24 protein-coding genes are annotated in these 23,896 nt (G+C 58.2%); 11 read left to right on the top strand and 13 right to left on the bottom strand.

Annotated features, from left to right (window positions below; translation table 11 throughout):
- Positions 1–15: 15 nt before the first annotated feature.
- The gene (locus tag ABWV79_RS08220; RefSeq protein WP_353391315.1) at positions 16–1,149 is read left to right on the top strand and encodes a Gfo/Idh/MocA family protein; all 1,134 of its coding nucleotides are present in this window, start codon (positions 16–18) and stop codon (positions 1,147–1,149) included.
- Here ABWV79_RS08220 and ABWV79_RS08225 read toward each other — a convergent pair whose 3' ends face one another.
- From ABWV79_RS08225 to ABWV79_RS08285, 13 genes are all read right to left on the bottom strand, one after another.
- Positions 1,150–2,148 carry a LacI family DNA-binding transcriptional regulator gene (locus ABWV79_RS08225; protein ID WP_353391316.1) on the bottom strand — a complete coding sequence of 333 codons (999 nt, stop codon included), beginning with the start codon at positions 2,146–2,148 and terminating at the stop codon, positions 1,150–1,152.
- Between the two features lie 281 nt (positions 2,149–2,429).
- The gene (locus tag ABWV79_RS08230; RefSeq protein ID WP_353391318.1) at positions 2,430–3,815 is read right to left on the bottom strand and encodes an aldehyde dehydrogenase family protein; all 1,386 of its coding nucleotides are present in this window, start codon (positions 3,813–3,815) and stop codon (positions 2,430–2,432) included.
- Complete coding sequence (locus tag ABWV79_RS08235; protein WP_353391319.1) at positions 3,812–5,485, bottom strand: acetolactate synthase large subunit; 1,674 nt, start codon at positions 5,483–5,485, stop codon at positions 3,812–3,814. Before ABWV79_RS08235 ends, ABWV79_RS08230 begins: the two co-directional genes overlap by 4 nt.
- An 84-nt stretch (positions 5,486–5,569) precedes the next feature.
- Positions 5,570–7,078: an FMN-binding glutamate synthase family protein gene (locus tag ABWV79_RS08240; RefSeq protein ID WP_353391320.1), complete on the bottom strand. Its 1,509-nt coding sequence runs from the start codon at positions 7,076–7,078 to the stop codon at positions 5,570–5,572.
- A gap of 643 nt (positions 7,079–7,721) precedes the next feature.
- Positions 7,722–8,381 carry an urease accessory protein UreG gene (gene ureG, locus ABWV79_RS08245; protein WP_170353409.1) on the bottom strand — a complete coding sequence of 220 codons (660 nt, stop codon included), beginning with the start codon at positions 8,379–8,381 and terminating at the stop codon, positions 7,722–7,724.
- Positions 8,378–9,046: an urease accessory protein UreF gene (locus ABWV79_RS08250; protein ID WP_353391321.1), complete on the bottom strand. Its 669-nt coding sequence runs from the start codon at positions 9,044–9,046 to the stop codon at positions 8,378–8,380. Before ABWV79_RS08250 ends, ureG begins: the two co-directional genes overlap by 4 nt.
- Complete coding sequence (locus ABWV79_RS08255; RefSeq protein ID WP_353391323.1) at positions 9,012–9,464, bottom strand: urease accessory protein UreE; 453 nt, start codon at positions 9,462–9,464, stop codon at positions 9,012–9,014. The genes ABWV79_RS08250 and ABWV79_RS08255 overlap by 35 nt, the downstream gene beginning before the upstream one ends.
- A gap of 28 nt (positions 9,465–9,492) precedes the next feature.
- Positions 9,493–9,717: a DUF1127 domain-containing protein gene (locus ABWV79_RS08260; protein WP_170751626.1), complete on the bottom strand. Its 225-nt coding sequence runs from the start codon at positions 9,715–9,717 to the stop codon at positions 9,493–9,495.
- A 121-nt stretch (positions 9,718–9,838) separates the two neighbouring features.
- A complete protein-coding gene (gene ureC, locus ABWV79_RS08265) occupies positions 9,839–11,599 on the bottom strand; it encodes an urease subunit alpha (protein ID WP_170353406.1) in 1,761 nt (586 codons plus the stop codon).
- The gene (locus ABWV79_RS08270; protein ID WP_170353405.1) at positions 11,599–11,904 is read right to left on the bottom strand and encodes an urease subunit beta; all 306 of its coding nucleotides are present in this window, start codon (positions 11,902–11,904) and stop codon (positions 11,599–11,601) included. The genes ureC and ABWV79_RS08270 overlap by 1 nt, the downstream gene beginning before the upstream one ends.
- A complete protein-coding gene (locus tag ABWV79_RS08275; RefSeq protein WP_170353404.1) occupies positions 11,901–12,062 on the bottom strand; it encodes a peptidase M23 in 162 nt (53 codons plus the stop codon). The genes ABWV79_RS08270 and ABWV79_RS08275 overlap by 4 nt, the downstream gene beginning before the upstream one ends.
- Before the next feature lie 15 nt (positions 12,063–12,077).
- A complete protein-coding gene (locus tag ABWV79_RS08280) occupies positions 12,078–12,380 on the bottom strand; it encodes an urease subunit gamma (RefSeq protein WP_152460019.1) in 303 nt (100 codons plus the stop codon).
- 1 nt (position 12,381) lies between these two features.
- A complete protein-coding gene (locus ABWV79_RS08285) occupies positions 12,382–13,236 on the bottom strand; it encodes an urease accessory protein UreD (protein ID WP_353391324.1) in 855 nt (284 codons plus the stop codon).
- A gap of 360 nt (positions 13,237–13,596) precedes the next feature.
- Between ABWV79_RS08285 and urtA the strand changes: the two genes are divergently transcribed.
- The 10 genes from urtA to ABWV79_RS08335 all read left to right on the top strand — a co-directional run bounded on the left by urtA (position 13,597) and on the right by ABWV79_RS08335 (position 23,896).
- Complete coding sequence (gene urtA, locus ABWV79_RS08290) at positions 13,597–14,877, top strand: urea ABC transporter substrate-binding protein (RefSeq protein WP_353391325.1); 1,281 nt, start codon at positions 13,597–13,599, stop codon at positions 14,875–14,877.
- Between the two features lie 61 nt (positions 14,878–14,938).
- The gene (urtB, locus tag ABWV79_RS08295; protein ID WP_353391326.1) at positions 14,939–16,891 is read left to right on the top strand and encodes an urea ABC transporter permease subunit UrtB; all 1,953 of its coding nucleotides are present in this window, start codon (positions 14,939–14,941) and stop codon (positions 16,889–16,891) included.
- 3 nt (positions 16,892–16,894) lie between these two features.
- A complete protein-coding gene (urtC, locus tag ABWV79_RS08300) occupies positions 16,895–18,124 on the top strand; it encodes an urea ABC transporter permease subunit UrtC (protein ID WP_353391327.1) in 1,230 nt (409 codons plus the stop codon).
- Positions 18,121–18,861 (top strand): urea ABC transporter ATP-binding protein UrtD, encoded by a 741-nt coding sequence (gene urtD / locus ABWV79_RS08305; RefSeq protein ID WP_353391328.1) that lies wholly within the window; start codon positions 18,121–18,123, stop codon positions 18,859–18,861. The genes urtC and urtD overlap by 4 nt, the downstream gene beginning before the upstream one ends.
- 3 nt (positions 18,862–18,864) lie before the next feature.
- Positions 18,865–19,560, top strand: a complete 696-nt coding sequence (gene urtE, locus ABWV79_RS08310) for an urea ABC transporter ATP-binding subunit UrtE (RefSeq protein WP_353391329.1) — start codon at positions 18,865–18,867, stop codon at positions 19,558–19,560.
- Positions 19,561–19,949: 389 nt separating this feature from the next.
- On the top strand, positions 19,950–20,144 hold the full coding sequence (locus ABWV79_RS08315) for a Flp family type IVb pilin (protein ID WP_170353398.1): 195 nt from the start codon (positions 19,950–19,952) through the stop codon (positions 20,142–20,144).
- Positions 20,145–20,297: 153 nt separating this feature from the next.
- Positions 20,298–21,158, top strand: coding sequence for a Flp pilus assembly protein CpaB (gene cpaB, locus ABWV79_RS08320; protein WP_353391330.1), 861 nt, complete (start codon positions 20,298–20,300; stop codon positions 21,156–21,158).
- Between the two features lie 28 nt (positions 21,159–21,186).
- On the top strand, positions 21,187–22,758 hold the full coding sequence (locus ABWV79_RS08325) for a pilus assembly protein TadG-related protein (RefSeq protein WP_353391331.1): 1,572 nt from the start codon (positions 21,187–21,189) through the stop codon (positions 22,756–22,758).
- A complete protein-coding gene (locus ABWV79_RS08330) occupies positions 22,755–23,261 on the top strand; it encodes a TadE/TadG family type IV pilus assembly protein (protein WP_353391333.1) in 507 nt (168 codons plus the stop codon). The genes ABWV79_RS08325 and ABWV79_RS08330 overlap by 4 nt, the downstream gene beginning before the upstream one ends.
- On the top strand, positions 23,258–23,896 hold the full coding sequence (locus ABWV79_RS08335) for a TadE/TadG family type IV pilus assembly protein (RefSeq protein ID WP_353391335.1): 639 nt from the start codon (positions 23,258–23,260) through the stop codon (positions 23,894–23,896). The genes ABWV79_RS08330 and ABWV79_RS08335 overlap by 4 nt, the downstream gene beginning before the upstream one ends.

Consider the following 23,896-nt stretch of genomic DNA (forward strand, 5'->3'; position numbering starts at 1 on the left):
AGAGAGACTAAGATCATGGCAAAGCTGAAATGGGGCATGATTGGTGGGGGTGAGGGCAGTCAGATCGGGCCCGCGCACCGGTTGGGCGCGCTGGCCGATGGGATGTTTGAATTCACCGCGGGCGCGTTGGACCATCGCCCAGAAGTCGGGCGAGAATATGCGCAGCGTCTGGGCGTGGCGCAGGACCGTGCCTATGGCGACTGGCAAGAAATGTTGGCTGGTGAAAAAGACCGCCCCGACCGCATTGATCTGGTGACGATCGCCACCCCGAACGCGACCCATTTCGAGATCGCCAAAGCCTTTCTCGAGGCCGGTTTCCACGTGCTATGCGAGAAGCCGATGACCATGACCGTGGAGGAGGGCGAAGAGATCGTGCGCGTGGCCGAAGCCTCGGGCAGGATCTGCGCGGTGAACTATTGCTATTCCGCCTATCCGATGGTGCGGCAGGCCCGTGCGATGGTGCGGGCGGGCGATATCGGCAAGGTGCGTCTGGTGGTGACGAATTTCAGCCACGGCCACCACGGCGATGCAACTGACGCCGACAATCCCCGCGTGCGTTGGCGCTATGACCCAGCAATGGCGGGCGTCTCTGGTCAATTCGCCGATTGCGGTATCCATGCGCTGCATATGGCGAGCTTCATCAGCGATGACGAGGTCAAGACCCTGTCGGCGGATATGGCCTCGACCATCCCCAGTCGCAAGCTTGAGGATGACGCCATGATTAACTTCCGTACCGAAGGTGGCGCAGTGGGGCGGTTGTGGACATCCTCGGTGGCGATTGGTCGGCAGCACGGATTCGACATTCAGGTCTTTGGCGAAACCGGTGGTTTGCGCTGGGCATCCGAGCAGCCCAACCAGCTTGTCTATACCCCGGTGGGAGGGCGCACTCAGATCATCGAAAAAGGCGAAGGGGGTTTGCACGATGACGCGCAGCGCCTCTCGCGCGTAGCGATTGCCCACCCCGAAGGGTTCCCGCTGGCGGTGGCCAATATCTACTGCGATCTGGCCGATGCCATCCAAGGAGAGACCCGAGACGGGCTGCCAACCCCTGCCGACGGCGTCCGATCCATCGCAGCCGTTCACGCAGCAGTGGCGTCGTCCAAAAACGGTGGGGCTTGGACAGACGCGCGCCCACCGATGTTTCGCTGATTAGGGGCGGGGGCGCAATGTGCCCCGCTCAATCACCCGACAGGGAAAGATGCGGGCTTCGGGGTAGCGGTCGGGGTCTTTCAACATCTCTTCCACAAGATCGACCGACGCCGTGATGATCTGCTTGATCGGCTGGTGGATTGTCGTGAGGTCAACGCTTTCCCAACGCGACATCTCCATGTCGTTCAGGCCGATGATTCCGATATCACGACCCGGCTTTATCCCGTGATCGCTCAAGGCTGACAATGCGCCGATTGACAAAATATCGTCGCCACAAAAATACCCCTCGGCAGGGGTATCCGCCAACAGACGCAGCATTTCGGCGCGACCTGCCTCGAACGAATAGGCACCCGCGAAGGAATGCGAAACGTTCAGGTCGGGGTGTTTTTCGACCTCTTCCATGAAGCCGCGATAGCGGTCCATGGCAGAGGTCGCATCTTTGGGGCCACCCAGATAACCGATGCGTCTGTACCCTCTTGTAAGCAACTCTCGTGCAGCCATGCGCCCACATTCCACGTTGTCGATCCCCACCACGTGAACTTCGGGCGACGTGGCAGAACGCCCGAATGTATGCACCACGGGAACGCCTGCATCGTGGAACGCCTTGGCAAAGCTTGGCGGCAACGTCGAAGAAGCCACGATGGCCGCATCGACCGAGTATTGCCGCAACATCCTGACAGAGTTTGCGGGCTGAACTTCGTCCGTCAGGTTGACGATCAGGGGCCGCAGGCCGCGTTCCTGAAGGGTGCGGGTGAACAGATCAAACACCTCAAGAAATATGGGGTTGTGAAAGTTGTTCGAGATCAGGCCGATCAGTTTGGTTCGCCCCGTTGTCAGCGACGACGCCAAAGCATTTGGGCTGTAGCCTAGTTCGGCAGCGGCCTTTTCGACTTTGCTGCGGGTTTTGGCTGAAACCGAGGCGCCTTCGGTAAAGGTGCGCGACACAGCAGACCGCGAAACTCCGGCCAGCGCCGCGACATCTTTCAGTGTGACACTCATGATGTGGGCCTAATCGATTTTTGGGAAGAAATTGGTGCGGTCATGAGGAAATACTACGCAATATTGAACCGCGGTTGCAATCGGTTGCAACGGCATCGTTGCAGCAAGAGCAAAGAAAACTGGGCCTGTATGCGAAAACTTGGTCGACCCCAAGGTTAGCAGAAACAGGTATCATCGACACAAAAGGCACTTTCGGCTGCATCAGACAGAAAAGTTGCGGCCTGATCTTTCCTGACGCATCAGGCAAAATAACGGGCCGCTGCTCACGCTAGTCAACGTCCTCAAAGCTTGATTACAGCCATCTTGTCCTGAGTCATGTCATGCATCGTATAGCCGATGCCGCCCGTGTTGTATCCTGATTGCCTCCGTCCCGCGAAAGGCATCCAATCGACCCGGAATGCCGAGTGATCGTTCACCATAACGGCGGTTGCATCCAGATGTCTGATGGCTTGCATGGCCGTGTCCAGAGCTTTGGTGAAGACAGCCGCCTGAAACGCGAAAGGCAGGCTGTTGGCGGCGGCGAACGCATCCTCGATCCTGTCGTAGCTATAGACGCAGACCACGGGTCCAAAGACTTCGGATGTTGAAACCCGAGCGTCGGCGGGTGGGTTCAGCAGGACGGTGGGCGCATATGTAGTCGGGCCCAGCTTTCGTCCGCCAGTCAGCAAGGTTGCGCCACCCTCAACGGCCTCGTCCACCCATTCGGCAACGCGATCAACTTCACCTGGGCGGATCAGGGGGCCGCATTCGTTATCTTCCTGACGCGCATCGCCAACCTTAAGTGCGGACGCCGCCTTGGCCAGCTTTTGCGCAATGTCCTCTGCGATGCCCGTGGGCGCGAAAACGCGCTGGACCGAGACGCAGACCTGCCCGGAATGATAGAACCCGCCTTTGGTCACGAGTGGGATCATTCCCTCAATATCGGCGCTTTCATCCACGATCACGGGTGCGGCCCCGCCATGTTCCAGCGCACATCGCACTCCGGGGGCCAGCTTGGACCTCAGCATCCAACCCACCTTGGCCGAGCCGATGAAAGAAAAGAACCCAACGCGCGTGTCGGTGATCATCTGCTCGGCCACGTCGTTGTGGCAAATCGCGAGGTGGCACCAATTCTCAGGTAAACCGGCCTCATGCAGAATTTCGACAAATGCCTTGCAGGACAGTGGCGTATCCAAAGCGGGTTTGACGATCACTGGGCAGCCTGTAGCCACTGCGGGGGCGACTTGGTGAACGATCAGGTTGAGCGGATGGTTGAACGCGCTGGCCGCGACAACCACGCCTATCGGTTCGCGCTGTGTAAAGGCGACCCGACCCGAGCCCGCCGCTGTCAGGTCCATCGGGATTTCTTTGCCAGCCATATGGCCAATCTCGTGGACGCACAGCTCGACCCCGTCGATTGCGCGGGTCACTTCAATGCGCGCGTCGACCAAAGGCTTGCCACCTTCGCTGGCGATCAACATCGCCAATTCGTCGGTCCGTTCAGACATGATACGGGCGGTGTTTTTCAGAACCTCGATCCGCTGAAAGGCCGGCAACCACGCGTCGCGCGACCGGTGTAAACCATGGGCCACGCCCAACATGGAATCCACATCATCCCAGGTGTTGATCGCAACATTGCCAATCTTCTCAAGATCAAAAGGGTTGAGAACGTCCAGAGTGTCGCTCATATCAGGCACACCTTTGCAGCCAGCTCATCAATCAGAACACGCTGGTTTTCGCTGTAGTCCACCGGCACGTCAATCAGGTGAACGCCGCCCGCCTGGAACGCGTTTTCGAAGGTTGGGATCAGATCCTCGGTACGTTCGATCCGATGGCCGGTCGCGCCGTAACTGTTGGCGTATTGCACGAAATCGGGGTTGTCGAATTCCAGCCCCCAGTCGTCGAACCCCGCATGCGACTGCTTCCACCGGATCATCCCGTATGAGCTGTCATTCAAAACAGTCACAACCAGATTGAGGCCAAGTCGAACCGCGGTCTCAATTTCTTGACTGTTCATCATGAACCCGCCGTCGCCACAGATCGCCATGACCCTGCGGTCGGGGTAAAGCTTGGCCGCCATCATGGCCGAAGGCAACCCGGCCCCCATGGTGGCCAGAGCATTATCCAGCAGAACGGTATTGGGCTGATAGGCAAGATAGTTTCGCGCGTACCAGATTTTATAGATGCCGTTGTCCAGCGCAATGATATCGCAATCGCCCATCACTCTGCGGGTATCGGCTACAAAACGCTGTGGGATTACGGGGAAACGTGGGTCATCGGCACCTTCAGATGTATGCTGGTCGGTCTCTTGCTTGACGCGCTGGAAATAGCTTCGGTCGAAATCTAGCGGGCCGCCCAGTTTATCACCCAGCCGTGCGATGGATTGTGCCAAATCACCGACGACTTCGACCTGCGGGAAATAGACCTGATCGACCCGCGCGGCCTTGTAATTCACATGGATCACCTTGGTGCCGCCTTCCTCCATGAAGAAGGGCGGTTTTTCGACCACGTCATGGCCAACATTGATGATCAGATCGGCCCGTTCGATGGCGCAATGCAGGTAATCGCCATCCGACAGAGCAGCCGTCCCAAGAAACAGGTCGGATCGTTCATCCACCACGCCCTTGCCCATCTGCGTGTTGAAGAAGGGGATCTGCGTGTCTTCGACAAATTTGCTTAGCGCGCTGCGAGCGTGCTTGCGGTTGGCTCCGGCACCCAGCAGCAGCAAGGGCATCTTCGCCGACCGGATCATTTCAGCGGCTTCGTTCAGGACCGTGTCGCCCGCGACAGCGTAGTGGCGCGGATGCGGCTCGAGCACATGTTCCGTTGTGTCTTCAGCAGCGATATCTTCTGGCAATTCAAGCAGGACCGCGCCAGGGCGTTCCTCTTGTGCGACGCGGAACGCCTCGCGGATCAGGGACGGGATGGTGTTGCCGTGAACGATCTGCTTGGACATCTTGCAGATCGGGTCGAACAGACCGACCACATCAATGATCTGAAATTGGCCCTGTTTCGACTTCTTGATGGGCTTTTGGCCTGTGATCATGATCAGAGGCATGCCGCCCAGATGCGCATAAGCGGCAGGAGTCGCAAAGTTGGTGGCCCCTGGCCCCAGTGTTGCCATGCAAACACCCGCCTTGCCGGTCAAGCGCCCGTAGGTCGCCGCCATAAATGCCGCGCCCTGTTCATGGCGGGTCAGGACCAGCTCAATCCTTGAGGTCCGTAAGGATTCCAGCACATCCAGGTTTTCCTCACCCGGTACGGCAAAGATATACTCGACCCCTTCGGCCTCAAGCGCTGCGACGAGCAGATCAGAGGCTTTTGTGACAGACGGTGCGTTTTGCGAATGATCGGACATGATGTCTCCTGATAGCGCACCGGATCCGCGCACGAATCCGGCGGTGGCGAAGGTCACAATTGAACTGAGATGAATGGTGCGATGTTATTCCGCTGCTTGCAATTGCGCAGGTTCGGGATACAGCTCGTGCATCGAAACGGATCGGCCATTGTCCAACACGATACGCGCATGGTGTCGTTTCAGCTGGCGCGGTTCGGCCACACCGCAGCTGTGGGCGATTATGCCGACCTCTTTCTTCATGTTCCGGGCATAGCTTGCCACACGTTCCGATTTACTGGTTGGATCAAGGCCGAACTGCAGCTTGGTATTGTGCGTGGTGATTCCGGTCGGGCAGGTATTCTTGTTGCACTGCAACGCTTGAATGCAGCCCAGTGCAAACATGAACCCACGCGCTGAATTCACAAAATCCGCACCCGCGCAAAAGGCCCATGCCACCTCGGACGGGTTGATCATCTTTCCGCTGGCGCAAACTTTGATCCTGTCGCGAAGCCCGTTCTTCTTCAGCATATCTACAGTCAGAGGCAGACTTTCGCGCAGTGGCATCCCCATGTTGTCAATCAGGCTCATCGGGGCCGCGCCGGTACCGCCATCCGAGCTGTCGATGGTCACAAAATCCGGCGCGCTTTCTGGCCCACGTTTCAGAATCTCTGCGCACAGATCGTCAAAGAACCCATACGACCCTATAACCGCTTTAAAGCCGACCGGCTTGCCGGTGATGTCGCGCACATAAGCGATCATATCCAGCAGATCGCCCACGCTGTCGATTTCTGGGTGGCGGTTCGGGCTGATCGCGTCCTGACCTACTTGCAACCCGCGGATTTCGGCGATGTCCTCGGTCACTTTGGCGCCGGGCAGGATGCCGCCTTTGCCGGGTTTGGCGCCTTGGCTCAGCTTGATTTCAAACATCTTCACCGCATCATGGGCCGCGACAGTGCGCAACTTGTCCTCGTCAAACCCACCCTCGGGTTTGCGCACCCCGAATTTACCGGTGCCGATCTGGAATACGACATCCGCACCGCTTTCCAGATGATAAGGCGATAGACCGCCCTCGCCGGTATTGATCCACATGCCCGCTTTCTTCGCCCCTTGGGACAGCGCCCGCACGGCTGGGATCGAGATCGCGCCATAGCTCATGCCGGAAATGTTGAACATTGAATCCGTCGTATAGGGGTGGCGTGCAAAGGGGCCAACTGTAACATCCGATGGTCCTTGCGCATCCTGTTCCAGTGTCGGGAAGGGGCAGTTGGCGAAATATACGGTACCCGTGGGGCGTAGATCCCGTGTCGAGCCAAATGCGACGGTGGAGTCCACGTTCTTCGCAGCCCGGTAAACCCAGGATCGTTCCGCCCGGTTGAATGGCATTTCCTCGCGGTCCTGGGCAAAGAAATACTGACGGAAGAATTCCCCCATATGTTCGAAGAAATACCTGAACCGGGCCACAACCGGATAGTTCCTTCGCAGTGTACTTTCCGTTTGTGTCTTGTCCCGAAAGTAGGCGACGACAACCCATAGAGCCGCAAGTCCGACAGCAAAGACAAAAACCAAGGACAGGATTTCCAAAACGCTGAGGAGGGACGTTGATAATTGCGACATGGCTTGGCTCGTCTGTTGTGATCGACCAAAATTCGCCAGGATCAAGCGGACTTCTAAGTCGAAGAATAAGGATGCAACCTAGATTGGGAGTTCCGAGTCTTTGTTCCAGCAGCAATCACGATTTTGCTAATAAGCGTCAACAAAGCCGTGATGGCGAAAGCCTGTTCACTTTTATATTGGCCTCTGTTTCCCAGAACACTTTTGTTTTTCTTAGCTGATGAGCAGTGCACACACATCTTTGGGGATTAGTACTCAAAGCTTAAGCACCTCAGGCTCCGCCGGATCGTGTGTGCTCACAGAGCGGTCACACAGGTTTGACCCGCTGTCGTCCCGCGCTGTGTTAGGCAAAAGCACTCACATTTTTTATGTCCACGTCCTCAACGCAAAGGCCACCAAAATGATCCGAGTCGTCCTCATCACTGCCAGCATACTCTTTGTGGCCGCCTGCGAAGGTCCAAGCGGCGGCAGCGCAGAAAATCAAACGCAAGAGTTCGAAGAGAGCTTTCGCAATCAGGGCAGCTGATGCTCCAACGTCGGGCTGAATTCGTTTCGGCCCGACGTTTTTTGGGGCAGACGCCGCAAGACTGGTAGAACAATAGGTTCTGAAACCGCGCACCTGTCGTGCGTTTTGCAGTATCAGAGGTTACGCATTCTGAACCACGGGTTGTTGGGCATCTGAGCTTGATGACAGGTTCAATCCACCTATCTGCGCCAGCAGGTCCACAATCCTGTCGACGCTCTGTCTATGTTTCAGAGATGCAAAGACAAACGGCCGCCCGTTGCGCATCCTCGTCGCGTCGCGGTCCATGACGTCCAGCGATGCACCGACATGGGGCGCTAGGTCGGTTTTGTTGATGATCAGGATGTCGGATTTGGTGATCGCGGGGCCACCCTTTCTGGGGATTTCTTCGCCAGCAGCCACGTCAATCACATAGAGCGTCACATCCGCCAATTCCGGACTGAAGGTGGCAGATAGGTTGTCGCCGCCGCTTTCGATCAGAACAACGTCGACATCGGGGTGCCGGGCCTGCATTTCAGCCACGGCCGCAAGGTTGATCGAGGCGTCCTCGCGGATCGCCGTATGTGGGCAGCCACCGGTCTCGACACCGATGATCCTGTCTTGGGGCAGAATCTGCATCCGCATCAGGGCCTCGGCGTCTTCACGGGTGTAGATATCGTTGGTAATTACACCGATCGAAAGACGGTCGCGCAGTGCCTCAGACAGTGCTGCGGTCAGCGTGGTTTTGCCTGCGCCGACAGGGCCGCCAATGCCCACGCGCAGAGGGCCGTTCATGCTGGTCATGTTCGGAACATCCTTGAATATTGGGTTTCATGTTTCATCGACGCAATGTCCGACAGGAAAGCTGTGGACGTCAGATCGTCCAGTGTCGCATCCAGAGCGTCCGTTGCGACGTGCTGACATAACGGAGTCAGATCTCGGATCAGGCGTTGGCCTTCGGTTTGTCCCAAGGGCACCAGACGCATTGCGCATGCGACCAGATTGGACATGAAGGCTTGCAGATACATCTGTGCCGTCAGCGGCAGAGGCAGGCCGTTCAGTTTTGCGGCATAGCCCAGAGCCACGGGATAGGTCAGGGATGGCAGGTCAACTGACCATACTTCTGCCGTGACAGTGCTAAACGCTTCCCCCAAAAGGCGCGTTTCCATCAAACGCTCGGACGAGGGGCAAAAAGCGCGCGCCATCCTGTCGATTTCAGCAGTCGCATCCGCCGACCCAGCGTGGGCAGCGGCCAGAAAGATGCAATCGGCGCGCCCTGAGCCCTGCTGGATCACATCGGCTATCCACTCCTCCGTTTCGGCGGCCGAGGAAACGCTTCCACTTTCAATGGCCCATTCCAGACCGTGGGAATAGGCGAAGCCGCCCACAGGGTATGCGGGCGACAGCCATTGCGTCAGCGTCAGGATATCGGCGTCAGTGGGCGTGGCCATGGGTCCTGCCGTGGCCATAGGCGCCACCTTCGGGGGTGAAAGGCTCGCGGATTTCGCACACAGTTGCCCCCAGTTTCAACAGCATATCGCGGATGACGTGATCGACCTGTACCAAAAGGCGATCCGGTTCTACCTGACACGGTGTGTGGCGGTTGCCGATATGCCACGCGATGCGGGTGAGATCGTCGGATGTGACCTGAAGCAGCGCTTCAGGCGCGGCCTGAATGAGAACCTCGCGCCCGTCTTCCAGAACCAATGCGCCGCCATGGTCCAGTGATGTGGTCTGGGACAAATCAATAAGGATTTGTTCGCCGCTGTCGCAGGTCAGAACTTTGCGACGCAGAAAACGGTCTTCGTAGGTAAGCGACAGGTGATCAGCGGGATCACCGTGCGTATGGTCACTGTATCGACGAGCAGTGCAGAGCAGGGAGGTCATAGTTTGGCCCCCTCTGCAGCGCGTGCGGTCAGAGCCAGATCGAGTCCGCAAACACCCTGTGAACGATCCGGTCGCGGGTCAGGCCGCGTTTGTGCAGTTCCTCGTCGCTGAGCGATTGCAGGAACTCGACTTGCCGAACCCGTGTCTGAGCTTCGGCCATGCGGAACAGCATGGAATTGACGCGTGTTGCGAAGTTTGCGATCAGGCCGAATAGCGAGAACCGCGTCGGGGTATGAGTTGCTGAATGTGCCATTTGGACCCTCGTTTCCGTTGGTCCTCCCATGAGCTTTAAAATGTGTCATGTCAGCCTCATTGAGTAGTGGGTTTTTGGTCATGGCCGCGTTGCAAATGCCGCAACGCAGCACAATTTTTGGTCAAAACATAAAGTACCGCTGGGCCATCGGCAGAACCTCGGCCGGTTGGCAAGTCAGCAATTCGCCATCTGCGCGGACCTCATAGGTTTCGGGGTCAACCTCCACCTGCGGCGTTGCGTTGTTCAGCAGCAGGTCGCGCTTGCCGATGTTGCGGGTGTTTTCGACGGCAACGGTTTGCTTGGCCAGTCCCAGTGTATCACCAATCCCCGCAGCCTGCGCCGCGCCCGAGACGAATGTGATCGCGGAATGCTCGACCGAGCGCCCATAGGCCCCAAACATAGGCCGACTATAGACCGGCTGCGGTGTGGGGATCGATGCATTCGGATCGCCCATCTGCGCGCAGGCAATGGTGCCGCCCAGCAGAACCATCTCGGGTTTGACCCCAAAAAAGGCGGGGTTCCACAGCACCAGATCGGCGCGTTTGCCTTCTTCGATACTGCCGATCTGATGGCTCAACCCGTGGGCAATCGCCGGGTTGATCGTGTATTTGGCGATATAGCGGCGCACGCGCATATTGTCGTTCTCGCCGGTCTCCTCGGGCAGGCGGCCGCGCTGTTTCTTCATCTTGTCTGCGGTCTGCCATGTGCGGATCAGAACCTCTCCGACCCGACCCATGGCCTGACTGTCGGACGCGATGATGCTGAAGGCACCCATATCGTGCAGGATATCCTCGGCGGCAATCGTCTCACGCCGGATGCGGCTTTCGGCAAAGGCCACGTCCTCAGGGATGGATTTGTCGAGGTGGTGGCACACCATCAGCATATCCAGATGCTCCTCAACCGTGTTCACGGTGAAGGGGCGCGTCGGGTTGGTCGAGGACGGCAGAACGTGGTTCTCGCCACAGATCTTGATGATGTCCGGGGCATGGCCGCCGCCTGCGCCCTCGGTGTGGAAGGCATGGATCGTGCGGCCCTTCATGGCGCCCACGGTGTTCTCGACAAAGCCGGATTCGTTCAGCGTGTCAGTGTGGATCATCACCTGCACGTCCATCGCATCGGCCACCGTCAGGCAGCAGTCGATGGCGGCAGGGGTTGTGCCCCAATCCTCGTGCAGTTTCAGAGCACAGGCCCCCGCGTTGACTTGTTCTTCCAGCGCGGCGGGCAGCGAGGCGTTGCCCTTACCCGCAAAAGCCAGATTCATCGGAAACGCGTCGGCGGCCTGCAGCATCCGCCCGATATGCCAGGGGCCAGGTGTGCAGGTGGTGGCCAACGTCCCATGGGCCGGGCCAGTGCCGCCGCCCAGCATGGTGGTCAGGCCGGAATGCAGCGCATCTTCGATCTGTTGCGGGCATATGAAATGGATATGGCTGTCGAACCCGCCGGCGGTCAGGATACGCCCTTCGCCCGCGATGGCCTCGGTGCCGGGGCCGATGATGATGTCAACACCGGGCTGCGTGTCGGGATTGCCGGCCTTGCCGATCTTGGCGATGCGTCCGTCTTTCAGACCCACATCCGCCTTGTAGATGCCCGAGTGATCCACGATTAGCGCGTTGGTGATGACCGTGTCCACGGCCCCCTCGGCACGCGTGGCCTGAGACTGCCCCATCCCGTCGCGGATCACCTTGCCTCCGCCGAATTTGACCTCTTCGCCGTAAAGCAACGCGTTGTCTCCGGTCCCCCCGGTTGCGGCGGCCCCCGCGCGTTCTGCGGTCAGGTCGCGTTCGACCTCGATCACCAGATCGGTGTCGGCCAGCCGCAGTTTGTCGCCGGTGGTGGGGCCGAACATGGCGGCATAGTCAGAGCGTTTGATTGTTGCTGGCATCAGAGTGACCCCATGACCTTCTGGTTGAACCCGTACACCTTGCGCGCCCCTCCGATGGGGATCAGCGAGACCTCGCGCGCCTGACCGGGTTCGAACCGAACGGCGGTGCCCGGCGCGATGTCCAGACGCAGGCCATGTGCGGCGGCGCGGTCGAAATCCAGCGCCGGGTTGGTTTCGGCGAAATGATAGTGCGAGCCGACCTGAACCGGGCGGTCGCCGGTATTGGCGACCATGAGGGTGATTGCCTCGGCGTTCGCGTTCAGGGTGATCTCACCCTCGGCTGGGAACAGCTCTCCGGGGATCATTTGTTTAGCTTTACCATCAATGCGACGGCGGCCAGCGCGACAACCGCCAGACCGACGCCCAAAGTGGCATAGTCTGTGCCATGCGCGTGGACATGTGTGCCGTTGTGGGCCGCAGCGGGGCCAGCAAGGATCAGGGCGGGGAAGAGCATACGGGTCATATCAGTTTTCCTTTGTTAGCGAATAGGGTTGTGGACGGTCACCAGTTTGGTGCCATCAGGGAAGGTGGCTTCGACCTGAACTTCGTGGATCATCTCGGGTACGCCTTCCATGCATTGCGCGCGGGTGATCACTTCGGCCCCGGCTTGCATCATGTCAGCCACCGATCGGCCGTCACGCGCACCTTCGACCACCGCGTCGGTGATCAGGGCGATCGCCTCGGGGTGGTTCAGCTTCACGCCGCGGGCCAGCCGTTTGCGGGCGACCTCGGCGGCCATGGCGACCAGCAGTTTGTCTTTTTCTCGGGGGGTCAGGTTCATGTCAGATCATCCAGCATCGGGGAAGCGTGTCATTGTTCAGCCGCCGTAGCATCGGCATCAGCGTGCGGCGGAGGGTAAAGCTGTTCTCGGCCAGCACCCGGATCACCAGCAGATCGTCCTGGATCAGCGAGGCTCCGGCGGTGTCGGGCAGCATGTCGCGGATGGGGCCCAGCTGGCCTTCGGCGGTGGGTGAGGCAAAGGCCACCAGCGCCATTGCCCCCGCACCGCCTGCAATATGCGGTTTGGACAGATGGGCGTGCAGATCACCTGTGAATTGCATCGCGTCCAGAAACAGGGGGGTGCCATCGCGCAGGATCTCGATCCGGTCGCGCAGGCGGATGTCGGTCAGGGTCTCACCCATGGCCATGCGGCCAAAGACCAGCGGTTCCACCATCAGCGCGGTGGCATCCGGGGCAAGGTCGATCTGCAGCCGACGATCCAGCGCGCTGCCGTCGAACAGGATGGTTTCCTGAGGCAGCCAATTCAGCCGCGCGCCCGAAGCGACGTTCAGGTGGTTCACGATCTGACCCGAGGGGCCGGGTTTGGCTTTGTACGCGCGTTCGCAGGCTTGAGTGGTTAGCGTCAGAGTCGTGTCTTTGCCCGCGTGGCCGGTAAAGCGGAAAGTGTCACCTCCGGTGATCCCACCTGCGGTGTTCAGCAGTACAGCGTCTAACGCGTCACTATCGGTGCGCGGGAACAGGCATTTGAAAGAGCCTGACTGCCGGAATCCATCCAGAACCGAGGTTTTGCCCAATCGTTTGGCACTCAGCCGAATCGCACCCTGTGCGCGCGGCGGTTGCGCGGCCTGCGTGGGCAATATCGAGGCATGATGTGTAATGGGGCACCTGCGGATCACGTTGTTATGCCGCCTGTTTCACCGTTTGGGCGTCGGAACTCTATTCTTCCGTGTCGGATTTGGGTGGTGTTTCGGCGTGACGGATTAAATGTTAGGCGATTGCGTTAAGGGCTGCCTAAAAAATGAACAAAATCGGCGGATCGAGGGAAATGATCTGTCAACCAGTTGCTAAATTCTCTGCGATGCAGAAACCGTATGGGTGCCCGCCACGGGGACGATCCCTGGGGGTGTGTGACGGCTGCGCGAATTGGACCTCGGACACAACCGCCACACGGAACGCAACAACAGTTGCAGGGATCAGGTAGAAGAAAGGCGCGCTGCTGCGCAAGCCCTCACCTGCGCCCTGCCAGGAGGATCTTTATGACATCTCTCAAATCCACACTTGCCGGTTCGCTTGTCTTTGCTTCCATGGCAACCGCCGCGCTGGCCGAAGAAGACACCATCAAGGTGGGCGTGCTGCACTCGCTGTCGGGCACAATGGCGATCTCGGAAACCACGCTGAAAGACACTATGCTGATGCTGATCGACCAGCAAAACGCCAAGGGTGGCCTGCTGGGCAAACAGCTTGAGGCGGTTGTCGTCGACCCCGCATCGGACTGGCCGCTGTTCGCTGAAAAAGCGCGCGAGCTGCTGACTGTGCATGAGGTGGATGTGATCTTTGGCAACTGGACTTCGGTCAGCCGGAAATCGGTTCTGCCCGTGATCGAAGAGCTGAACGGCCTGCTGTTCTATCCGGTTCAGTACGAGGGCGAAGAATCGTCGAAAAACGTCTTCTACACCGGCGCCGCGCCGAACCAGCAGGCGATCCCTGCGACTGACTACTTCCTGGACGAGCTGGGTGTCGAGAAATTCGCGCTGCTGGGCACTGACTATGTGTACCCGCGGACCACGAACAACATTCTGGAAAGCTACCTGAAGGGTAAAGGCATCGCGGACGAGGATATCTTCGTCAACTACACACCGTTCGGTCACTCCGACTGGTCCAAGATCGTGGCGGACGTTGTCGCGCTGGGCGCGGATGGCAAAAAAGTTGGCGTGATCTCGACCATCAACGGTGACGCAAACATTGGCTTCTATAAAGAACTGGCCGCTGCGGGCGTCTCAGCCGATGACATTCCGGTCGTGGCCTTCTCGGTCGGTGAGGAAGAACTGTCCGGCCTGGACACCACCAACCTTGTGGGCCATCTGGCCGCGTGGAACTACTTCCAGTCGGCAGATACGGATGCGAATGCCGAATTCGTCGAGACATGGAAAGCCACCATGGGCGACGAGCGCGTGACCAACGACCCGATGGAAGCACACTATATCGGCTTCAACATGTGGGTGAACGCCGCGACAGAAGCCGGCTCGACCGAAGTCGACGAGGTGCGCGCTGCGATGTACGGCCAGGAATTCCCGAACCTGACCGGCGGTACGGCGGTCATGCTGCCGAACCACCACCTGGCAAAACCGGTTCTGATCGGTGAGATTCAGGAAGACGGTCAGTTCGACATCATCAGCGAGACAGATGTTGTGCCGGGTGATGCCTGGACCGACTTCCTGCCGGAATCGGCGGTTCTGATCTCAGATTGGAAAGAGCTGGGCTGCGGTATGTACAACACCGAGACCAAGACCTGCGTTCAGACGCTGTCGAACTACTAAACGACACGCAAGGCGGGTGTGATCGCCCGCCTTGCCCTTAAGACACCTCGGGTTTCACCACATGTTACGACTATTCCTTGCGGGCCTCGCAATCCTATGCGCCTGCCTGACTGCCAACGCGCAAGAGGGCGGTTTGCAACCGATCCTGCAAGAGCATCAGGAGATCATCGCCAAAAGCTCGCGCAAGACGATCGGGCCTGCCATTGACGCGATTGCAAGCAGTGGTTTGCCGCAGGCGCAGGTGATGCTTGAGACATGGGCCGCCAAAAACGTGTGGATGCGCAAGTCCGACGGCCTGTTCTTTGCCGGCAAAAAGGGTGAAGGGCGGTCGTATGAGCTGACCGACTTCGACACCGGAGAGGTCGTCGGGACGTTTGAGAAATCCGACCTGAAACAGTTGAAACCCAATAGCGGCATCCGCGCGATGATCGGCACGGCACTGGTACAATTCCAACTGACCGACCCGAATCGTGCAAAACGACTGGCCGCTTTGACGTCTATCCAACGCGATCCCGAGGGCGCTCTGCTTGAGCCGCTGCGCGCGTCGATTGATGGCGAACCCGATGCCGATCTGAAAGCGCAGAAACAACGCCTCGAGCGGTTGCTGACCATCGGCTACGACGAAGATATTGCAGCCCGTGTGGTCGCGATTGAGGAGATGTCCGACGATCTGGGTGTGGACGTGCGCGCGGCTTTGAACCCTCTGGTCGTGACCAGGCTGCAAACGGCGACAGACTTACCTTCGGATGTGAATATCGCCGGTGTTCTGCAACCCGGCTCGGATGACCTGTCGCGTGATGCGGCCTATGACCTGTTGGTTGCCAGCGATTTGGCCGCGCCGCGTGTTTCGGCGGATGACATCCGTGCGGCGTTGGCTGCCAATATCGACGGAGGCCGCGTGGGCGGTGTTCCGGTCGCGCAACTGAACTCCGACGCCGCCCGCGCGCAGGCTTATGCGGCGCTGGCCGAAGCCGGAACTGTTCCCGCGTTGATAACGCAGACTGACATCGATGCAGCGCTGGGCGCGCATGTGTTCTTTGAAACCTATGCCGAGCCTTCTCCTGAAGTCACAGCCGCCGCCGAAAAGGCGCTGGACCAAATCGAACTGAAGGTCGGCCTGAACCAGACCCTCGACCTGACGCTGGACGCGATTTCTCTGGCCTCGATCTATTTCCTCGCGGCCATCGGTCTGGCCATCACCTTCGGTGTGATGGGCGTCATCAACATGGCCCATGGCGAGTTCATCATGATGGGCGCTTACACCGGATATGTGGTGCAGCAGTTCATCCCCGATCATACGCTGTCGATCATCGTAGCGATCCCGATGGCCTTTGCCGTCACCTTCGCCATGGGCGTCGCGATGGAGCGGTTGGTGATCCGTTGGCTGTATTCGCGTCCGCTGGAAACGCTGCTGGCGACATTTGGTATCTCGATTGCCCTGCAGCAGTTGGCCAAGAACATCTTCGGCACGCAGGCCCGCCCGCTGACTGCGCCCGGCTGGCTGGACGGAGCATGGGTGCTGAACGATGTGGTCTCAATCAGCTATATCCGCATTGCGATATTCGTGCTGGCGATGATCTTTCTGGGGCTGTTCCTTTATATCATGAAACGCACACGGCTGGGGCTTGAGATGCGCGCCGTGACGCAGAACCCGCGCATGGCTGGGTCTATGGGCATCAATCCGGGTCGGGTTAACATGCTGACCTTCGGGCTGGGCTCGGGCATCGCCGGGATCGCGGGTGTCGCGATTGGCCTGTTCGCCAAGGTGACCTCCGATCTGGGCAGCGACTATATCGTGCAGAGCTTCATGACGGTGGTTGTCGGCGGTGTCGGCAATATCTGGGGGGCACTGGCGGGGGCCGGCATGATCGGCTTCCTGCAAAAGGGGATCGAGTGGATGAACCCGTCGAACACCCTCGCGGCGCAAACCTACATGATCATCTTCATCATTATCTTCATTCAGTTCCGGCCAAGGGGCATCATCGCCCTCAAGGGCCGCGCGGCGGGGGATTGAGCCATGGAACGTAGCTTTGTCGCCAAAAATCCCTCGGTGCTTGTCTTTCTGGCCATCCTGTCCTTGTTCACCTTGGGCGTTACCGTCCTGTCCGAAGGGTTCGGCATCGGCGTGATCTCAACCAGTTTCGTCAAGACGCTGGGCAAGACCCTGTGCCTGTGCCTGATCGCCGTGGCGATGGATCTGGTCTGGGGCTTTACCGGCATCCTGTCCCTTGGCCATTTCGCCTTTTTCGGGCTGGGCGGCTACATGATCGGCATGTGGCTAATGTACGAACGTACCCGCCTGATTGTGGTCGAGTCACTGTCGCAAGCCGAAATTCCTCCGACGTCATCCGAGGTCGTGGACGCCATCGGCACGCAAATCTTCGGCGTCGTCGGGTCGTCCGAGTTCCCGCTGATCTGGGCCTTTTCCGACAGCCTGTTCCTGCAACTGGCACTGGTCGTGTTGGTGCCCGGACTTCTGGCGCTGATCTTTGGCTGGCTCGCGTTCCGCAGCCGGGTGACGGGTGTCTACCTCTCGATCCTGACCCAAGCCATGACCTTGGCTCTGGCGCTGTATCTGTTCCAGAACGACAGCGGCTTGCGCGGCAACAATGGCCTGTCGGGCTTGCAAAACCTGCCGGGTGTCACTGCCTCACAGGACGTGGTGTCGGTCTGGTTCCTGTGGGCCTCGGCACTTGCGCTTGGCTTGGGATACATGCTGGCGGCATGGGTGGTGTCGGGCAAGTTCGGCTCGGTCATTCGCGGCATCCGCGATAACGAGGCCCGGGTGCGGTTCCTTGGCTATTCAGTCGAGGTCTACAAACTGGCCGTCTTCACCCTGACCGCCTGCATCGCGGCCATTGCGGGCGCGCTTTATTACCCGCAGGCGGGCATCATCAACCCCGAAGAGATGGCCCCCATCGCTTCGATCTATCTGGCCGTCTGGGTCGCCATCGGCGGGCGCGGTCGCCTGTACGGTGCCGTCATCGGCGCGGCGTTCGTCAGCCTGCTCAGCACATGGTTCACAGGCGGGCAGGCTCCGGACATTCCGCTGGGGTTCTATACAATCAAATGGGTCGACTGGTGGCAGGTGCTGCTGGGTTTATCCTTCGTGTTGGTCACACTGTTCGCCCCGCAGGGGATCGGGGGGCTGTTCGACCTCTGGACCAATCGTCGCGCACCGCAGCGCCACGGCGCGGCCCTTGGGCCCGATGAAAGCGCACTGCGCGAGAAGGAGGCCACGGAATGAGTACTTTGCTAGAAGTCAGCGGCGTTTCCGTCTCCTTCGATGGGTTCCGCGCCATCAACAACCTGTCTTTCCAGATCGGCAACGCAGAATTGCGCGCGGTGATCGGGCCGAACGGCGCGGGCAAGACCACTTTCATGGATATCGTCACCGGCAAAACCCGACCCGACGAAGGCCGCGTCATATGGGGCGAGAAATCCGTATCCCTGCTGCGCATGAGCGAGGCCAAGATCGCGCAGGCCGGGATCGGGCGGAAGTTCCAGAAACCTACAGTGTTCGAAGACCAGAGCGTGCAGGAAAACCTGCTGATGGCGTTGAAGAACAAACGCGGATGGCTGGGCGTGCTGTTCTATCGCCCTTCAAAGGGTGATCTGGAGAAAGTCGAGGAACTGGCCGCCGAGATGGGCTTGAAGGACGAGTTGATCCGCAAATCGGGCGAACTCAGCCACGGGCAGAAACAATGGCTCGAGATTGGGATGCTTCTGGCACAGGAGCCGCGCTTGTTGCTGGTCGACGAACCCGCCGCAGGGATGACGCCGCAGGAACGCGAACACACCACCGACCTGCTGGTGCAGGCCGCCAAGACCCGCGCCGTGGTTGTCGTGGAACACGATATGGAATTCGTCCGCCGCCTGAACTGCAAGGTCACGGTGTTGCACGAGGGCTCGGTTCTGGCCGAGGGGTCTCTGGACCACGTGACATCAAATCAGGACGTCATTGACGTCTATCTGGGGCGTTAGACAATGCTGACACTGACTGACTTGACTCTGCACTATGGGCATTCGCAAATCCTGCACGGCATCTCGATGCAGGCTGCGCTGGGCGAGGTGACCTGCGTAATGGGCACCAATGGTGTCGGCAAGACCAGCCTGATCAAGGCGATTTCCGGTACCCACCCGCGTTCGGGCGGTGGGTTGGAGCTGAATGGCGAAGTGTTGCCGCCCTTGCCCGCACATAAGATGGCATGGAAAGGAGTGGCGTATGTTCCGCAGGGTCGCGAAATCTTCCCATTGATGACTGTTCGCGAAAACCTTGAATCCGGGTTTGCGTGCTTGCCGAAGGACGAGCATTTCGTCCCGGACGAGATTTTCGATCTGTTTCCCGTCCTGAAGCAAATGCAAAATCGCCGGGGAGGCGACCTGTCGGGCGGCCAACAGCAACAACTGGCAATTGCGCGTGCCTTGATCACCAAACCCAAACTGCTTTTGCTGGACGAGCCGACCGAAGGTATCCAGCCCAATATCATCCAACAGATTGGCGATGTCATTCGGCATCTCAGAAGCAAGGGTGAGATGGCCATCGTTCTTGTCGAACAGTATTTCGACTTTGCCTACGACCTTGCCGACCGTTTTGTCGTGCTCAGACGTGGTTCCATCCTGATGGAAGGCGCAAGGCAGGACTTGTCGCGAGAGCAGGTTTTACAGGGCGTGACGGTCTAACGTCTAGCAACTTAAGACGAAAAACGCTGTACGGCCCCCGAGCGAGCGAGGGGTCGTTTTGCATTTTGTGGCTTAGGTTTTCCGGTCAACTTCGGAAAAGTGCACTAATTTTCGGTGTTTTGTCGGGCTTTTGGGCTTACGCGAGCTGTCAAAGCACGATTCGTGTGGGTGGCGAATCTGTGAATTTTTGTGTTTGGCGGTCATGTTCAGCCTAACTCTGGCCACAAATCCGCCCAAGTTGAAAAAAAATTCCCGTTATGCGGGAAAACCTTTTCGTTTGGGGGGAAGTTCCATCGCGACTCGCTTGGTATCAATTTTGTTAACGGGGATGTGAACCTCGTGTGTGTGCGGTCATTTCGCACTTGGTAAAACAGTCTGGAGTACAAATTATGAAGAATTCAATTCGCAAGATTTTCCTGAAACTGCGTGAAGACGAGCGCGGTGCGACCCTGGTTGAATATGGCATTGCCCTGTTCGTTGCCGTTGTTGTTGGTGGTACGGTTTTGACCGGACTGGCTAACGTTACAAGCGACAACTTCTCGGATGCGGTTAGCGCCTCAACTCGTACTGGCAACACCGACTAAGTCGACAGGCGTGATAATCTGATTTCCCGCCGGATACTGGCGGGAAATCAAACACTTATAATTTTGTCAGTTTGAAAGCCGATTTGTTCATCAGAAAAAAGCAACTCGCCTACACCTGACAACAATTGCCGACTTCGGAAATTGGAGGGCACTATGCGCGTTAAGTCTTTTTTGATGACATTCTTGGGTGTCGGTTTGGCAGGCGGTGCCGTTCTTATTGCCCAGGACCAAATTCAACGAAATCAGGAAGCCGCTGCAGACGCATCTATCGTCCGCGTTGTTGCAGTTGCTGAAGACATTCCATTTGGAACGCCGATCGAAAGGTACAAGCTGACCACGATCGAATGGCCGGCAGAGTCGGTGCCGACTGGCGTGTTTACCAACTTTGATGATGTTCTACCTGAACCCGGAGCAGACCCGCGCCGCGCAAAGCGCGCATTGGCACAGGGTGAGATTTTGCTGGCTTCAAAGGTCTCGGACTTTGGTGAGAAAGTCACGATTGTACAGACGATCGGGGAAAACAACCGGGCGGTTGCCATCAGTGTTGATGCGCAAACCGGCGTTGGCGGTTTCGTAACACCTGGCGATTTTGTAGATATCGTGTTGACCCGCGGGTCCAACGATGAGCTGCGCGCCATTACCATTCTTCAAAATATTCGCATTATCGGCGTCGACCAGACTGCGGACGAGGAACTGGATCAACCCGGTATCGCACGGACCGTGACGGTTGAAGTCACCCCGCAACAAGGTCAGCGTTTGGCCTTGGCGCAAAAGGCAGGCCAGTTGAGCCTCTCACTGCGTTCGCTGAACACAGAAGACGATGAGCCGCTCGAAGCAGTGCGCCTGAGCGATATTCTTCTGGAAAAGTCACCAGCAGAAGATGGTGAACCGCAGCCGATTGTCAAAGTACGTCGCGGTATTTCCGAGGTCGAGGAGTTCAGGGTGGAAAATCCCACTGCGGCCTCTGCCGAACAGGACGTCCCCGTCACGGACACGTCCGGGACAGTGAACTAAAGCACGGAGAGTTTGGGAGGTTTTGACAATGTTTTCGGTTAAAGAGTTCAAAAAAGAAGAAGACGGCGCAATTCTGGTTTTTGTTGGAATGAGCCTGGTTTTCATCTTCGGCTTTGTCGCGCTGACTTTTGACCTTGGCCGTGTCGTTTCCACCCAAACCGACCTTCAGTCCTATGCTGATCACGTTGCGCTGGCTGCCGCCGGTGAACTGGACGGCGAAGGAGATGCGATTACCCGGGCTGAGGCCGCTGCCGCTGCGATGATTGCAGACGAACAGTTTTTTGCCGAAGGCGATCGTGCATTGGCCTCGGCCGCAGACTTCGATATTCGGTTTTTGACCGGTTTGCCCAATGACGCGCGCGACGAAGCCTCTGTCGCCAGTTTTGTAACAACCGATCCGACTTTGGCCGTCATGGCTGAGGTTACTGCAACGCCCCGGACAGTTTTCCTTCCATTCTCGCGCGCTTTGGCAACTCTGCTTGGTGCGACCCCGCAAGATGCCGAGGTCAGCGCACAGGCGATTGCAGGTTTCACGGCCTACGCGTGTGACGTGACTCCGCTAATGTTCTGCATCCCTCCGGGTTGGACTGCTAACGCGAATATCGGATCCACGATCAAGCTGCGCACTGGTCAGGCCAATGCTGAATGGGGTCCGGGTAACTTTGGGTTTCTTGACCCGACCGATTTTGGCATCAATCCGGAGGGGCCATGTGCGGGGCTGAACGGCTCGAACCTGTACATTTGCCTGATCGCTGCCGAAGGTAACAAAGGTCGTTGCGTCGTGCAGCGGGGTGTTGATACCGAACCCGGTCAGCGCCAGGGCATCGGTGGAGCAATCTACAACTCGCGCTTTGACTATTTCACGTCGACCCTGAGCAATAAACGCAACGATCCCGCGTATGCACCGGGGCCGCAGGTTATTTCCGGTTGGACCCAATCCGCTGGCAACGGCAATGGCAATGGCAATGGAGGTGGCAACAGCTGCATCAGCGGTCAGCCGACAGCTTCTCTGGACACTATGCCGTTCCCGCCGGATGACTGTTTTGCAACTGATACCTGCGGTTCGCTAGTCCCCAACAGCGGTGGTCGGTTTGGAAATGGCGATTGGTCCAATGGTCGTCAGGATTATCTGGATGTGAACTATGGCGCGGGCCTTGATCCTTTGAACAATCCGCTGCCGGTAAACAATTCCGACGGAGCCAATGTGATCCGTAACATGCCGACTGGACTGCCATCTGCAGGCGGAACAACGCGCTACCAAATGTATCTTGAAGAGATCAATCAATTCTCAGGCGGTCCTATCCTGTCTAATCGCTCGGAAACAGGGCGCGCGCAGTGCGCCACGCCTGCATCGACTGATCCCGACCGCCGCACCTTTATTCTGGCTGCGATCGACTGCGCCGCGAACAACGTTCAAGGCCGTGCCTTAGATGTTCCGGTTGAGGAATATGTCAAAGGCTTCATGATCCAGCCTCTGGCGAATTCATCGGGTACCGATTTCGACATTTACCTTGAAGTGGTCGAACAAGTCGGCGGCGCCGGTTTGGGCGGCAGTGAAGATGACGGTATTTTCCGCGATGTCGTGAGGTTGTACCGGTGAAACGTTTGATCTCGCATATCCAACGCCTCAAGCGCTGTGAATCTGGCGCACCGATGGTCGAATTCGCGATGATTCTTCCGCTGCTGCTGCTGTTCATTGCAGTGATTATCGAAGGCAGCCGGATCACCTGGGCACATCAGGCGGCTGCTGCCGGTGTCCGCGACGCCTCCCGGATGATCGCAAGGACGGCTCCGATTGATTTGTGTGCAACGGCCACTGGGCCGGTCACACTGGGCGGTGACTACGAAGTGACAGCGACGACAATCGTCACAAACCAGCTTGGCGGCACCTCGATCATGCCGATTGGTACATCCGTCGTGGACGTGATCCCCACCTGCCTGCGTCGCAATGGCGCCTATAGGGTCAACCCGGCCTCGGTGGTGGAAGTGACCGCTCAGGTTCGCGTCGAGTTCTTGTTTGGCAACGTTTTCAGCTTGTTCGGTGGCGCTCTGGGCCCGTTGAACATGGAAATCTCGGATCAAAGCAGGGTGTTTGGCATATGACACGTTTGGTTGACATCTTTCGCAAATTCCGTACGCAAGAACGCGGTGCAGCCCTTGTTGAAATGGCGCTGGTCGTTCCGATGTTCCTTCTACTGATGTTTGGCATCGTGGATTATGGTCGCCTGTACTGGTCGACGACAACTGCTCAGAAGGCGATGCAAAAAGCAGCACGGCTGGCAACTGTAGGTCCTGCGCAGTGCGGAGCATTGCCTGCGTCACATGAGTTGGTAAACAATCCAACAGGCACTCCTCGGTTCGGAACCTTGTGCCGCGTAGGTGGCATCTGTGAAGTGCCGAACTTGCCTGTCCCGTGCCGTCTGGACACAAGCACTGCCTACGGTGAGCGTATCTGGGATGAAATCCAATCGCTTCTGCCACCGGGCACAACCCCGACGAATGTGCAGTTCGCCTATACTCACGATCCACGCTTGGGTTTTCTGGGTGGCCCTTATACGCCAGTTGTTACGGCCGAATTGATTGATGTGGACTTCGATTTCGTAATGCCGCTGGCCGGACTGGCAGCACTGGCTTCCAATAGCCCGGCGGTAACTTCAAACACCCCAAATAGTATTTCCCTTCCCGCGATGAGCACTTCGGTTCCTGCCGAAGACTTGGGCATCGGGGCAGCAGAGTAA

It is taken from the genome of Ruegeria sp. HU-ET01832, from assembly GCF_040371315.1.
GTDB classification, from domain to species: Bacteria; Pseudomonadota; Alphaproteobacteria; order Rhodobacterales; family Rhodobacteraceae; genus Ruegeria; species Ruegeria lacuscaerulensis_A.